The following is a 14,997-nucleotide window of genomic DNA, read 5'->3' as shown; positions in this document are numbered from 1 at the left end:
TGAACGGCGGTAAAGCATATCCGTCCGTTAACTAGGGTGGTACCACGGGAGCGCATGCCTCTCGTCCCTAGCGACTATCGCTGGGGGCGGGAGGTTTTTTTATTGCCGCTTGCGCGGAAAGGCGCAAGCCGAAGAACAGGGAGGCACACGAATCATGACGCAGGAACGCCAGGAACAGCAGGGATACAACCCGCTTGCCATCGAACCGAAATGGCAGCGGCACTGGGACGAGAACAAAACGTTCAAAACGACGGAGGATCCGGGCAAGCCGAAGTTTTTCGCGCTGGACATGTTTCCGTACCCGTCCGGGGCGGGACTTCACGTCGGCCATCCGGAAGGCTATACGGCCACGGACATCGTATCCCGCTATAAACGAATGCGCGGCTACAACGTCCTTCATCCGATGGGCTGGGACGCGTTCGGCCTGCCGGCGGAGCAGCACGCGCTCGACACGGGCGAGCATCCGCGCGAGATCACGGTCAAGAACATCAATAATTTCCGCCGCCAGATCAAGTCGCTCGGATTCTCGTACGATTGGGACCGCGAGTTCAGCACGACCGATCCGGATTATTACAAGTGGACGCAGTGGATCTTCATCCAGCTGTACAAAAAGGGCCTTGCGTACGTCGCGGAAGTGCCGGTGAACTGGTGCCCGGCGCTCGGCACGGTGCTCGCGAACGAAGAAGTCATCAACGGCCTCAGCGAACGCGGCAACCACCCGGTCATCCGCAAGCCGATGCGCCAATGGGTGCTGAAGATCACGGAATACGCCGAGCGCTTGCTCGAGGATTTGGAAGAGCTCGATTGGACGGAGAGCATCAAGGACATGCAGCGCAATTGGATCGGCAAGTCCAAGGGCGCGGAAGTGACGTTCGCGATCGACGGCCGCGACGCTTCGTTCGCGGTGTTCACGACCCGTCCGGATACGCTGTTCGGCGTGTCGTACTGCGTGCTTGCGCCGGAGCACGAGCTCGTGGCGGCGATCACGGCGCCGGAGCAAGCGGCGGCGGTCAAGGACTATCAGGAGACGGCCGCGCGCAAGAGCGATCTGGAGCGCACGGATCTGGCGAAGGACAAAACCGGCGTGTTCACGGGGACGTACGCGATCAATCCGATCAACGGCGAGCGCGTGCCGGTCTGGATCGCCGATTACGTGCTGGCCGGCTACGGCACGGGCGCGATCATGGCGGTTCCGGGCCATGACGAGCGCGACTGGGAGTTCGCCAAGCAGTTCGGCCTGCCGATCGTGGAAGTGGTGCAGGGCGGCGACGTCGGGCAAGCCGCGTTCGCCGGCGACGGGCCGCACGTCAATTCCGGCTTCCTGAACGGGCTGGGCACCGAAGAGGCGATCGCGAAGGCCATCGCGTGGCTGGAAGCGGAAGGCAAGGGCCAGGGCAAGGTAACGTACCGTCTCCGCGACTGGCTGTTCAGCCGCCAGCGGTATTGGGGCGAGCCGATTCCGATTCTCCATCTGGAGGACGGCACGATGAAGCCGGTGCCGGAGGACCAGCTGCCGCTGCTGCTGCCGGACGTCGACCAGATCAAGCCGTCGGGCACGGGCGAATCGCCGCTCGCGAACGTGACGGAATGGGTGGAGACGGTCGATCCCGAGACGGGCATGCGCGCGCGCCGCGAGACGAACACGATGCCGCAGTGGGCGGGCAGCTGCTGGTACTACCTGCGCTTCATCGATCCGCGCAACGACAAGGAGCTGAGCTCCAAGGAGAAGCAGAAGGAATGGCTGCCGGTCGATCTCTACATCGGCGGCGCGGAGCACGCGGTGCTTCACCTGCTTTACGCCCGCTTCTGGCATAAGGTGCTGTACGATATCGGCGTGGTCGACACGAAGGAGCCGTTCCACAAGCTGGTCAACCAAGGGATGATTCTCGGCACCAACAACGAGAAGATGTCCAAATCGCGCGGCAACGTCATCAATCCGGACGACATCGTGAACGTCTACGGCGCGGACACGCTGCGGATGTACGAAATGTTCATGGGCCCGCTGGAAGCGACGAAGCCGTGGAACACGAACGGCGTGGAAGGCATGTATCGCTTCCTCGGCCGCGTATGGCGCCTGTTCGTCGGAGAGAACGGCGAGCTGAGCGAGAAGATCGGCGAGGGCTCCTCCGACGCGTTCAAGCGCACGTGGCACCGCACCGTGAAGAAAGTGACGGACGACTACGAGAACCTGCGCTTCAACACGGCGATCAGCCAGCTGATGATCTTCGTCAACGACGCGTACAAAGCGGAATCGCTGCCGCGCGAAGCGATGGCGAATTTCGCGCAAATGCTGTCGCCGCTCGCGCCGCACATCGCCGAAGAGCTGTGGGCGAAGCTCGGCCGCGAAGACGCGCTGACGTACGCGGCATGGCCGTCGTACGAAGAAGCGTGGACGGTCGATCAGGAGATCGAAATCGTCGTGCAAGTGAACGGCAAAATCGTCGAACGCCTCTCCATCGCGGCCGACACGGACGAAGCGGAGATGGAACGGATCGCGAAAGCATCGGATAAAGTGGCCGAAGCGATCGCGGGCAAGACGGTCCGCAAGCTGATCGTCGTCAAAGGCAAGCTCGTCAATATCGTCGTAGGCTAATCCCTGCGGGCACAGAAAAGAGGTGAACGACCTCTTAACGCAAAGCATGCGTTAAGGGCCGTTCACCTCTTTGCCGTATAAACTGTCGGCGACGCGCTCCAGATCTTCCCGGTACTTGGCGTGCGTCGCCCGGATGACCCGGTTGAACACCCCGTCGAGCTCGCGGTTCAGCAGGGCGAGCGCTTGCGCCGTAATGCCGCCGGGCACGACGACCCTCGCCTGCAGCTCCTCCGGCGACATGCCGCCCGAGGTCAGCAGCTGCCCCGTGCCATGAAGCATTTCGCTCGCGATGAGCCGGGCCTGCTCGCGCGGGATGCCGGTCTCCTCGGCCGCCGCGTCGATGAACCGCTGCAGCAGGCAGGACATGATCGCGGGACCGACGCTGGACAGATCCGAGACGATGCGCGTGTGCGACTCGTCGATCGGCAGCGGTTCGCTGATATAAGACAGCAGGCCGTTCAGCCGGGCGATGTCGGCTTCGGTCATCCGGTTGCCGTACATGCAGAGCGAAGCGCCGCTGCACATGTAATTGGTGATGCTGGGAATGACCTTGGCCACCTTGCAGGGCAAGGCGTCCTCCAGTTGGTCCAGCAGGACGGGGCTCGTGATCGATACGATCAGCTGGCTCGCCTGCACGTGTTCGCGTATGCCGTCGAGCACCGTTTTGTATTCCATCGGCTTGACGCATAGAAACACGATGTCCTGGCCGATCACGGCATCGCGATTCATGGGGACGGCCTGCAAGCCGGGGTGTCGGTCGGCGAGGCAGACGGCTTTCGCGAGCGTTCGATTGCTGGCCGTGATTTGCGATGGTTTGAGTGCGCCCGATCCGATGAACGCATCGATCAGCAGGCTGCCCATGCTTCCAATCCCGATAAACCCGACATTCATTGCAATCCCTCCCATGCGCCCCACTTTCGTAGGCGCAGCTTCAACAGACGTTTGGATGGCCATGCGGCCTGACGAACGCTTCGAATGGGCCTTTCGGCCCAAACGAAGATGCTCTTACTACATTATGCGGGCGGGCAAGGCCGACATGACCGATTTTCGGAAAAAGATCGTAGAACGACGAAGGGGAGATCCGTATGAAGAAACGACCCGTTTGGCAAAATCGATGGCGCGCCGGGCGCTGGGGCGCGGCTCGCTGGGGCGCCGCGCTGTGCGCCGCCGCTTCCGTCGCGCTGATCGCGGCGGCGCTGATGCAGCGGGACGCGGCCGCGCGGCCGCCGCAGTGGACCGCGATGAACGCGCAGGCGGCCGAAGCGCTCGGCGCGCTGGAAGCCGGCAAGGCGGATGCGCCGGCCCATGGCGGCGGCGCGGCGGCCGGGACCGCTTCGGGCGGGGAGCCGGGGAAGGCGGCAGCGGACGGAGCGGGCGCGACAGGCGAGGGGGGCGGCAAGACGCCGGCCGGGTACGGGGATGGAGCCGGCGAGTCAAGCGCGGCGGCCGGCGGAACGAACGCGGCCGGAGAGGGCGCCGGAACCGGCGCGGCCGGGACGGGTGCCGGAACGCAGGCGGCAGGCGGCAACGCTGATGGCAAAGCCGGCGGGAATGCCGGGACGGCAGCTCCGGGCGGAGAGAGCGCGGGCGATGCCGGCGCTCTCTCCGGAACCGGCGCCGAGGCGGGCTCGACCTCGGCGGCGGACGAGGGCAAAGTCGACATCAACCGCGCGACGCCGGAGGAGCTTGACGCGCTGCCCGGCATCGGGGCGGCGAAGGCGCAGGCGATCGCCGACGACCGCGAGCGCAACGGACCGTTCAAGAGCGCGGACGATCTGCTTCGGGTCAAAGGCATTGGTCCGAAACTACTAGAAAAGATGAAGTCTTTCATTGTTCTGCGTCCATGATTGTGCGACAATGGTAGAGATAGGGACTTCTTTGCCGTCCCTTCCAATCAGGCGAGGAGGAAATGTCTAATGTCCGAACAACGAAAGCTTTCCATCGAAACGCTATCCGTCCACGGAGGCCAGGAAATTGACCCGGCGACCCTTTCCCGCGCGGTGCCGATCTACCAGACGACGTCTTACGGCTTCCGCGATACGGACCATGCGGCAAACTTGTTTGCGCTTAAGGAATTCGGCAATATTTATACCCGCATCATGAATCCGACCAGCGACGTGTTCGAGAAGCGGATCGCCGCCCTCGAAGGCGCGCCGGCCGCGCTGGCCGTCGCTTCCGGACAAGCCGCCATTACATATTCGATTCTCAATATCGCGCAGGCCGGCGACGAGATCGTATCCGCGACGAGCCTGTACGGCGGCACGCACAACCTGTTCGCGCACACGCTCCCGAAGCTGGGCATCCAAGTGAAGTTCGTCGACCCGTCGAACCCGGCCAATTTCGAAGCCGCGATCACGGACCGCACGAAAGCGCTCTACGCCGAGACGATCGGCAATCCGAAGGGCGATATCCTCGATATCGAGGCGGTGGCGAACATCGCGCATAAGCACGGCATTCCGCTCATCGTCGACAATACGTTCCCGAGCCCGTACCTGTGCCGGCCGATCGAGCACGGCGCGGACATCGTCGTCCATTCCGCGACCAAATTCATCGGCGGCCACGGCACGTCCATCGGCGGCGTCGTCGTCGACGGCGGCAAGTTCGACTGGAAGGGAAGCGGCAAGTTCCCGGGCCTGACCGAGCCGGATCCGAGCTACCACGGCGTCGTTTACGCGGACGCGGTCGGTCCGGTCGCGTTCATCATCAAAATGCGCGTGCAGCTGCTGCGCGACATGGGCGCGGCGATCTCCCCGTTCAACTCGTTCCTCCTGCTGCAGGGTCTCGAGACGCTTCATCTGCGCATGGAGCGCCACAGCGCGAACGCGATGGCCGTCGCGCGGTTCCTGGAATCGCACGAGGCGGTGGAGTGGGTCAATTACCCGGGGCTGGAGAGCCATCCGTCCTACGACCTCGCGCAGAAGTATTTGCCGCAGGGGCAAGGCGCCATCTTGACGTTCGGCATCAAAGGCGGCGTCGAGGCCGGCAAGAAAGTGATCAACGCGGTTCAATTGTTCTCGCATCTGGCGAACGTCGGCGACTCCAAGTCGCTTATCATTCATCCCGCGAGCACGACGCATCAGCAGTTGGAGGAGAGCGATCAGACCGCCGCGGGCGTGACGCCGGGCATGATCCGCCTGTCCGTGGGCACGGAAGGCATCGACGATATTTTGCACGATTTAACACAAGCATTGGCGGCCAGCCAGCGGTAGGCACGAGGCCGGCAGCCGGAGGAAGGAAGACTTGCAAGCCATGGTACCGGAAGCATACGACAACGCGAGAAAAGACTGGGATACGTATTTTATGGACATCGCCTATATGGCCGCGACCCGTTCGCGCTGCCCGCGGCGGCATGTCGGGGCGGTGCTCGTGCAGGGCAAGAAGCTGCTCGGCACGGCTTATAACGGCGCGCCGATGGGCGTGGCGGATTGCTCCGAGGACGGCTGCATGATCGTGGAGGAATACGAGCTGCAGGTCGAGGACGGCGCCGAGCGGATGATCAAGAAGCAGCGCTGCATCCGGACCATCCACGCGGAGCAAAATTTGCTGCTTTTCACCGACCGGATCGATCGCGAAGGATCGACGGTGTACGTGACGGACCAGCCCTGCTGGACGTGCGCGAACATGCTGGCCAACAGCGGCGTGAAGGAGATCGTCTACCATCGCGTCTATCACAAGGATAGCGAGAAGGTCGAAGCGCTCATGGACGTCAAAGGCATCGTTTTCCGCCAATTGACGCCGTACGAGCCTCCCGCGCAAGCGAGCAGGAACGTCGTTTCGTAGCTTGACCGCATACGCAACCAGGAGGAAGAACCTCTGGCTGCCCCCAAGAAGCGTCATCCCCGGCCTCCTCGGCCGGGAACGCGCTTCCGGGGCGGACCGGAGGTTTTTTTGCGTTATCGGGGAAGGCCGGGCAGACAAGCAAACATCGAAAGGAGAGGGTCATCATGACGGCAAGGCCGCTCGTATGGTTCACGGTCTGCTGGGTACTGGGCAGCTCCGCGGCAGCCGGCATGCCGGCGCGCGGCGTCGCGCTGGCCGGCGCCGCGCTGCTGGCCGCGCTTGCGGCGCTTGCGCTGACGCGGCGCAGCTCTTGGCCGCTCGCCGCCGCCTGTCTGGCGGCGTACGGGCTGGCCGCCGGGCAGCGGTCGTGGGCCGATGCCCGCAACATCGCGGCGCTGCCGGCGCAATATGCCGCGGCGCTTGCGGCTTCGCCGGCGGACGCCGCCGAATTCGCGGCGGAGCTGGCCGGGACGATCGCGTCGCCGCCGGAGATCGACGGCGACCGGGTGCAGTTTCGCGTGTCGGGCGGCAGGCTGACGCTGCAGGATGGCGGCGCATCTGCGCCCGTCGCGCTGGGCGGGGAGCGGCTGCTCGTGCAGGTGAAGCTGGCGGAGGAGCAAGAACTGTCCGTCGCGGCCGGCTGGCGCCGCGGGCAGCGGGTGAGCGTCGCCGGCATGCTGTCGGTACCGTCCGCGGGAAGCAATTTCGGCGGCTTCGATTACCGCGCGTATTTGCACGGCCAGCGGATTCACTGGCTGCTCGGCGCGGACGGAGCGGCTGCCGTGCGAACCGCGCCCGGCCCGCGCTGGAGCGCGGCCGCGCTGCTGGAGCCGATCGACGCGCTGCGCGCCTCGCTCGGCCGGCGGATGGACGCGCTGTACCCCGGCGTTCAAGCCGGTTATATGAAAGGTCTCGTCCTCGGCATCAGCGACGACCTCGATCCCGACATGTTTCAACGGTTTTCGCAGCTGGGACTCACGCATATCCTCGCGATCTCGGGACTGCACGTCGCCGTGTTTCTGTACGTGCTCGGCGGCCTGCTGCGACTCCTGCGGATGACGCGCGAGCGGATGCTCCTCATCCTCATCGCGGCCGTGCCATTCTACGTGTTCCTCGCGGGCGCCTCGCCGTCGGTCGTCCGTTCCGGCATCATGGCGATGCTCGGCCTCGCGGCGGCTCGCCTTCACAAGCTGAAGGACGGCTTGCACTTGCTCGCGGCGGCAGCCCTGCTCATGCTCGTCTGGGACCCGTATATGCTCGGCAACGTCGGTTTCCAGCTGTCGTTCCTCGTGACGGCGGGCCTCATGCTCGGCACGGCGCCGGTCCGCGGCTTGCTGCCCCGCGGCCGCAAATGGTGGAGCAAGTCGCTGTGCGACCTGCTCGCCGTCACGGTCGTCGCGCAGGCGGTGTCGCTGCCGCTGACGATCTATTACTTCAATCAGCTGCACGTGCTGTCCGTCGCGGCCAATCTCGTGCTCGTGCCGTTCATCAGCTTCGTCGTCATGCCGCTCGGCGGCGCTTCCCTCGTGCTGGACGGCCTGTGGCACCCGGCGGGCGCGCTCGCCGCCGCGATCGCGGCGGTCGGCAACGACCTGACCTTCGGCTTCGTCCTGAAGCTGAGCGGCTTGAACCGCTTCCGGCTGATCTGGGCGACGCCGCCGCTGTGGTGGGTCGCGCTGTTCTACGCCGCGCTCGCGCTCGCGTTCCGCGCGCTCGGCCGGCTTCAGGCCGCCAAGCGGGCGGAGGAGGAAGCCGAATTCGGCACGCCGGAAGCGGCCGATGCCGGCTCTGTGCCGCCTGGATCGCCGCTGCCGCCAGCGCGGCATACGGGGGACGAGCCGACGCAGCCGCTTCGGGGAGCGTCGCCCGTCCCTGCCGGCGAAGACGTCTGGTCGGCGCCGTTTATCCGGCTGCCGGCGACTTCGCCCGGTTTGCTAATGCGGAACCGCGTCCTGCTGGGACTGGCCGCCGCGTCGCTCGCCGGGCTGGCGCTCTTCGCGTATTGCCCGGATGCGCTGGACCGTCATGGCTATGTCGAGTTTCTCGACGTCGGCCAGGGCGATTCCATCTATATTCGGACTCCCGGCGGCAAGCACATGCTCATCGACGGAGGGGGCGCCGTCGAATTCGGCAGCCGCGAGCCTTGGCGCCAGCGCAAGGACCCGTTCGAAGTCGGGCGCAAGGTCGTCGTGCCGCTGCTGCAGCAGCGGGGCGTGCACGCGCTCGACCTGCTCGTGCTGTCGCATCTCGACAGCGACCATATCAAGGGACTGCTCGCGGTAATGGCTTCCATCCCCGTCCGCGCGGTGCTGTGGAACGGCTCGGTCAAGGATTCGCCGGACGCCGTCGCCCTGCTGCGGGAGGCGGTGGACGCCGGCATCCCGCTCTATCGCGCGGAAGGCGGCCGCGGCTGGGACCTCGATCCGCATGCCAGCATCCGGATCGTCGGCTCCCCGCCGGTGCTGCTTGAAGCCGGGAAGGAGGCGGGCGCGGTGCCCGAAGCCGACGAACAAAACGGCGAAAGCGTCGCGCTGCTGCTCGATCTGTACGGCCGGCGGTTTCTGTTCGCGGGCGACGCGGACGCCGCCGAGGAACGCAGCCTGCTGGCGCAGCTCCAGGAGCAGGCGCCGACTTCCCCGCTCTCGTCGGCGCCGGTCGACGTCATGAAAATATCCCATCACGGCAGCAAGACATCGACGACGGACGACTGGCTTGCGTACTGGCATCCCGCGCAGGCGGTCATCTCGGTGGGACGGAATAATCTTTACGGACATCCGCATCCGACCGTCGTAGAGCGGCTGCGCGAGGCCGGCATTCCCGCGGCGCGAACGGATCTGAACGGGGAAGTTCAATTCCGGATCGACCCGGCCGGCTCCTTAAGCAAGCGGACGGTCTTGGCCGCCCGGCCTTAACAAGGGCCCGCTGCCGGCGCCTTCACATCCGGAACGCCGGTAGACCGTGCGCCGGGATCGGCGGAGATTGGCGCCGTCCGTCGACGCAATCCGGCGCGAGGCCGCCCATGAAAGAAGCGCATCGCAAGCGCCTCGATATCAGCACCTGCGGTGCGCCCGCATGCTTATCATGCGGCTTCGTTCCTCCGAGCCGCGCGATCATTCCTCGTTATCGTAGATCTCCACGCTGACCGGATCGGATGCCGACGTGCCGCGGAGCTCCATGTCCGTCACGAACGTGAAGGCGGCGAACGCGCGGTTCACGAGCGCGTCGTTCGGCTGCTCCTTCTCGATCCGGACCCGGAACGTCACCGTCGCGCTCGCGCCCGGGGCCAGCGTGCCGAGCGGGACGCCTTCGTTCAGGCTCGCGGCCGGGACCGGCTTGCCGTCCGCCGTTACGCTGCCGGCGACGAGCGACGTGCCGGGGGCAAGCGGATCCGTCACCCGGACGTCATGGGCGGGCAAACGCGTCGGATTGACGACGTTGACGACGAACCCGACGGTTCCCTTCAATTCGGCAGCCGCCGCCTCGGCGCTCTTCTCGACGAGCAGGCCGACGACCGTCAGCTCTTTCGACGCCGTCGCGGGTTCCGTTTCATCGGACGTTGCTTCGGCCCTGTTGACGATGGCGGAGCCCGGAACGGCATCGTCCGGGATGACGAAAAATTCGTTCAGCGTCACGACGGTGTCCGGCTGCATGACCGCCGTGACCACGTGCAGGCGGAGAATCGGATCGGTCAACACGACCCGATGCAGCGCGAGATTGCCCGTGTTGACGACCGATAAGGTGACGGGTACGCGCTGCCCCGGCAGGCCGATCGACGGGAACAGCTTCGCGAGCCGGAGTCTTGGCCCCGGAAGCACCGTCACCTCGCTTTCCGCCGACACGACGACCGTCTCGGCGGACGAGACGAAGATCCGGTTGACGATCCGCGAATCGACCGGCGCGTCCTCCGGCACCGTATAGGCCGACTCGAGGGCGATCGTCCCGCCCGGCGCCAGCGACGCGACATTCCCGGTCAAGCCGACGAGCGGGTCTTCGATGAATAGATTCGTCAAGGCATCGTTCGACGCATTCGTGATCTCCGTCCGGAAGGCGGCCGGCGTTCCCGGCAGCGCGGCGGGCGTCAAGTACGTCTTCGCGACTTGGAGCGCGTATGTACCGACGACTTCGATGAGCGTGACCGCCTCCCTCGGGGCGGTCTGGTCCGAGGAAGCGGTCGCGACGTTGACGATCCGCGAGCCGGCGGGCGCGTCGGCCGGCACGTTGAACACGGCGGTGAGTTGGAGCCTCGCTTGCGGCTGCAGGAGCGAGATCGTTTCGTCGAGACGGACGAGCGGATCGATGAGCCGGATGCCGGTGAGCGGCGAGTTTCCGTCATTTGTCAGCTCCAGCGTATAGATGAGCATGCCCCCCGGGTTAACGACGACGTTATCCTGAAATTTGCGCAGCAGGAGCGACGGAGCGGCCAAGACGAGCACGCTCGCCTCGGCGGACGCGGGGAGCGTCTGGTCGGAGAAGACGGTGGCTTCGTTTACGATGGTCGAGCCCGCCGGCGCCAGCGGGGGAATCGCATAACGCACGACGACGGTTTTGGACGTGCCGGGAGGAAGCGAGGGCACGTTCTCGAACCAGCCGAACAGCGGGTCCGTCACGATGACGTTCGTCAATGTCACCGCGGACGTATTGGTAATCGTAATCGTGAACGCGATCACGTCGCCGGGCGCGCCTTGCGCCGGATCGGCCGTCTTGGCGATCGCGATCGTGGCCGCTGCCCCCACGCTCACGTAGGCCGTCGCTTGAACGGGAACGGGCGTCTCGCCGGAGACGGCGCTCGCCGTGTTCGCGATGATCGTGCCGGGCGGATCGGCCGGCATGACGAAGGGTACGACGAAGCTTTGGCTTTCGCCGGCTGCCAGAGCCGGAATCACCGTCGCGAAGCCGAGCTGCGGATCGGATAGACCGACGTTCGTGAGCGGCACGTTGCCCGCGTTCGTGACTATCAAGGTGTAATTGACGGCTTCTCCCGGCAGCGCCGATGCCGTATCCGGCGTCTTCGCGAGCGCGAGGACCGGCTCCGCGAGAATCGCGACCGTTGCGGAAGCGCTGATGCTCAGACCGGCGACCGTCGCGGTGGCGGTGTTCGTGAAGCCGATTCCCGCCGGCGCATCGGCCGGAATGACGAAGGGGACGAGCAGCGCAATGCTTTCGCCCGCATCCAGCGAAGCGATCGTCTGGTCGACGCCCAAGATAGGATCGACGACGTGAATGTTAAAGAGCGTGACGACGGTATTGTTGGTCACGATGATCGTGTACGTGACGGCTTCGCCCGGCAGTGCGGCCGGGGGTTCGACCAGCTTCCGTATGCTGGCGGACGTGCTGGGCAGCGGCGCCACGAGCACGCCGGCATTCGCGATGACGGGAGACGTCTCCGCAGAGACCGCCGTGGCGGTGTCGACGATTACGGAGCCCGGATCCGCGGTGCCCGGCACGATATACGGCACGACGAACGTGGCGCTGACGCCTTGATTCAGCACAGGAATGAGCGAATCGAGCGGAGGATTGTCGTCCGTCACGATCACGTCGTGCAGCGGCGCGTTGCCGGTATTCGTGACGACGATCGTATAGATGACCATCTCGCCCGGCGCGGCCATCGATACGTTGGCGGTTTTGGTCAGGGCGATCGCCGGAACCGGCAGCACGGTTACCGCCGCGGACGCGGAGACCTCCGGCGTCTGGTCGGAGCGCGCGACCGCGACGTTCGTGAAGACGGTGTCCGCCGGCGTCCCGGCCGGAATGGCGTAATCCAGCGTGAAGACCTTCGTCTCGAGCGGGAGCAGCGTCGGGAACTGGTCGACGACCCCGAAAAAATCGTCCTCGATCGTCACGTTGGTCAGCGCGATGGCCGAGGCGTTCGTCAGGCTGACGGTGAACGTAACGGTTTGGCCGGGCACGGCGCCGGCGGTGCTTGCCGTCTTCGTCAGCGCGATGGAAGGCGACCCGACCACCGTCACCGACGCCGTCGCGAAGATCGGCGCCGGCGTCTGGTTCGAGGCCGCCGCGGCCGAATTGGTGATGATCGTGCCGGGCGCCGACGAAGCCGGCACGGTATACGGCGCCGTCAGCTGGAACGACTGCCCGACGGCGAGCGACGGAATGAACTGATTGATGCCGAGGAAGGAGTCGACCAGCACCGCGTTCGTCAGCGCGATGTTGCCCGTATTGGTAAGCACGAGGGTGAAATCGACGGTATCGCCCGGATTCGCGACGGCTTGCGACACGGTCTTCGCCAGCGTCATCGCCGGCGCCGCCGCGACCGTCACTTGCGCCGCCGCCGTGCGGACCGGCGTTTGATCGGAGACGGCGCTTACGATGTTGTTGAGCACCGTGCCGGCTGCCGCACCTGCGGGCACGGTAAACGGAATCTCGAACACGACCAAGGAATTGGCGGGCATCGAGCCGATCGTCTGCTGCAGGCCGATCGTCGGGTCCGATACCGCAACGCCGGTGATGGCCGCGTTGGACGTGTTGGTCACGGTGATCGTATAGTTGACCGTCGCTCCGGGAGCGGCCGTGGTCGGCGACGCCGCTTTCTGGATCGAGATCGAGTAAACCGGGGCGACGATGATTTCGCTGCCCGCTTCCTCGGGGGCGGTCTGATCCGAGAGAACGAACGCCGTGTTGAAGAATTTCGTGCCGGCCGCCGTCCCCGGCGGCACGGTGAAGAACGCTTCGGACGCGCTCTGAGCGCCGATCCCGAGCGACGCGATCGCCGTGGAGAAGGAGAGCGCGGGGTCGGACACGAGGACGTTCGTCAACGGGACGTTGCCGGTATTGGTCACGACGATGTCGTAGATGACGGTATCCCCGGGCGCCACGGCCGGTCTTCGGGGCGTCTTCGCGATGGAAATCGCCGCCAGCGGGGCGACGGTCACCTGCACGGTCGCCGATTGGGTGCCGAGCGACGACTGCAGCACGGAGGTGTTCGTGATGACCGTTCCGGCGGGGGTTCCCGGCGGCACGGCATACATGCCGTTGAAGACGGACGAAGCCTGCGCGTTGAGCTGCGGAATGATCTGGTCGAGCGACAGCAGCGGATCCGTGACGCGCAGATTGAAGACGGGCGTGACCTGGGAATCGTTCGACACGGTAACGGTGTATTGAATCGTATCCCCCGGCAGCGCCGTCGCGCGATCGGCCGTCTTGGTGAGCAGGACGGAGGGCGTTTCCGTGATGAGCACGGATGCCTGCGCGGATACCGGCGACGCCAGATTCGACGCGTTCAGGACGCCGGTGTTCACGAAGGTGCTGCCGATGACGGCATTGGCGGGAATCGTGTACGGGACCGTCGCGATCGTGCCGCTTACGAAGGATGGGAAGGACAACGAGAGCCCGAGCGCCGCGTCGGTCAGCGTCGCGTTTTGGAGCGCCGCGCCGCCCGGGTTGACGACGGTGAACGTGTATTGGACGGTATCGCCCGGCGCGGCGCTCGTCCGGTCGGCCGTCTTGATCAGGCTGACGTCCAGGAAGCCCTGGATCGTAATGGTGACCGAGCCGGACTGCTGCGGCGTCTGATTGCTCTGCACGAACGCCGTGTTGACGTAGCTGCTGCCGGGCGTGCCCGGCTGCACCTGCGATTGGATCGTAAAGTCGACTTCCTGCCCGGAAGCGAGCGAAGGGACGGTCTGGCTGAAGCCGAGCAGCGGATCGCTGATCTGCACGTTGGTCAGCACGCCGCCGCCCGTGTTGATGACTTGAATCACATAAGTCAGCGGCGTTCCGGCCGTTCCCGCGAACGAAGCGCCGCCGTTGACCGTCTTGCGGATCGTCAGCGTCGGCGTGCACGCGACCTCCGGCAGGCAGCCGACGAACGGGATTGTATGGGCTTCCAGCGATCCGGTCGTATTGACGAACGACTGCGCCGCCATCGTGCCGTCGATATTGCCGAAGCCGACCGCGCTCCAGACGGCGAGCGGCGCCAGCACCGAGCCTTTGATGGACAGGTTCAGGTTGAAGGCGGACGTCGCTTGGTAGAAATTCCAGAGGATGACGGCGCCGTTGCTCGGCGAGGATTGGCCGCCGTTGATGAACATGGCGTAGCTGCCGAAGCCGACGCCGTTGCCCGCGATATTGACGAGCACCGTCGAACCCGGCGGCGTCACGATGTTGATGCCGTTCGCCGTCGCGAGCGAGACGCCGGAGCCGGCCACGTTCGCGCCGTTCAGGCTGAAAATGTTGAGCGTCGGACCGGTGCCCGTCAGCGTGATCGTCCCGAACGCGACCGACACGGTTCCCGTCGGCGCGAGCGCGCCCCAGGAAGCGGACGCGCACGTCAAGTACTGGCCCGCCGCGGCGAAATCGACCGGCGTGCCGGTCTGCGGCTGCGGCAGCACGCCGTTATTGTTCGTCATCGTATAATTGACGATCGTTCCGCCCGGCGCGATGACGCTGTTCCCGCTGAAGTTCGTGCCGCCGATGATGTCCATGCTGCCTCCGACGATCAAGTCGGCCCGCGTCGCGGATACGTTCAGCGCGCTGCCGATGCCGTAGCCGCGGTACGTCGCTTTCCCGCCTACGGCGACCCGTCCGCCGGCGTCGACGAACGATTGCGTATGGTTGCCGAGCACGAAGACGTTGAAATCGTTGGCCACGCCCAAATTCGCACAAGCCAC

The 14,997-nt window shown here is 65.4% G+C and carries 7 protein-coding genes and 1 other annotated feature (1 of these 8 running past the window's edge); of the genes, 5 read left to right on the top strand and 2 right to left on the bottom strand.

Annotated features, from left to right (window positions below; translation table 11 throughout):
* Positions 1 to 72 (top strand) — a binding site (T-box leader) (it extends 165 nt beyond the left edge of the window).
* Between the two features lie 82 nt (positions 73 to 154).
* A complete protein-coding gene (gene leuS / locus I8J29_RS20045; RefSeq protein WP_208849280.1) occupies positions 155 to 2,593 on the top strand; it encodes a leucine--tRNA ligase in 2,439 nt (812 codons plus the stop codon).
* Positions 2,594 to 2,644: 51 nt separating this feature from the next.
* On the opposite strand, the gene comER is transcribed toward leuS, so the two are convergent.
* Positions 2,645 to 3,484, bottom strand: coding sequence for a late competence protein ComER (gene comER, locus I8J29_RS20040; protein ID WP_090638575.1), 840 nt, complete (start codon positions 3,482 to 3,484; stop codon positions 2,645 to 2,647).
* A 194-nt stretch (positions 3,485 to 3,678) separates the two neighbouring features.
* On the opposite strand from comER, the gene I8J29_RS20035 reads away from it, so the two are divergent.
* The 4 genes from I8J29_RS20035 to I8J29_RS20020 all read left to right on the top strand — a co-directional run bounded on the left by I8J29_RS20035 (position 3,679) and on the right by I8J29_RS20020 (position 9,285).
* On the top strand, positions 3,679 to 4,440 hold the full coding sequence (locus I8J29_RS20035; RefSeq protein ID WP_208849279.1) for a ComEA family DNA-binding protein: 762 nt from the start codon (positions 3,679 to 3,681) through the stop codon (positions 4,438 to 4,440).
* 69 nt (positions 4,441 to 4,509) lie between these two features.
* Positions 4,510 to 5,802, top strand: a complete 1,293-nt coding sequence (locus tag I8J29_RS20030; protein WP_208849278.1) for a homocysteine synthase — start codon at positions 4,510 to 4,512, stop codon at positions 5,800 to 5,802.
* A gap of 40 nt (positions 5,803 to 5,842) precedes the next feature.
* A complete protein-coding gene (locus tag I8J29_RS20025; protein WP_208849277.1) occupies positions 5,843 to 6,373 on the top strand; it encodes a deoxycytidylate deaminase in 531 nt (176 codons plus the stop codon).
* A 164-nt stretch (positions 6,374 to 6,537) separates the two neighbouring features.
* Positions 6,538 to 9,285, top strand: coding sequence for a ComEC/Rec2 family competence protein (locus I8J29_RS20020; protein ID WP_208849276.1), 2,748 nt, complete (start codon positions 6,538 to 6,540; stop codon positions 9,283 to 9,285).
* A 198-nt stretch (positions 9,286 to 9,483) separates the two neighbouring features.
* On the opposite strand, the gene I8J29_RS20015 is transcribed toward I8J29_RS20020, so the two are convergent.
* Positions 9,484 to 14,997, bottom strand: a complete 5,514-nt coding sequence (locus tag I8J29_RS20015; protein ID WP_208849275.1) for a DUF7507 domain-containing protein — start codon at positions 14,995 to 14,997, stop codon at positions 9,484 to 9,486.

Source organism: Paenibacillus artemisiicola, from assembly GCF_017652985.1.
GTDB lineage: Bacteria > Bacillota > Bacilli > Paenibacillales > Paenibacillaceae > Paenibacillus_Z > Paenibacillus_Z artemisiicola.
Note: the sequence above shows the minus strand (reverse complement) of the source record. Positions and strands in the feature narration are given on the sequence as shown.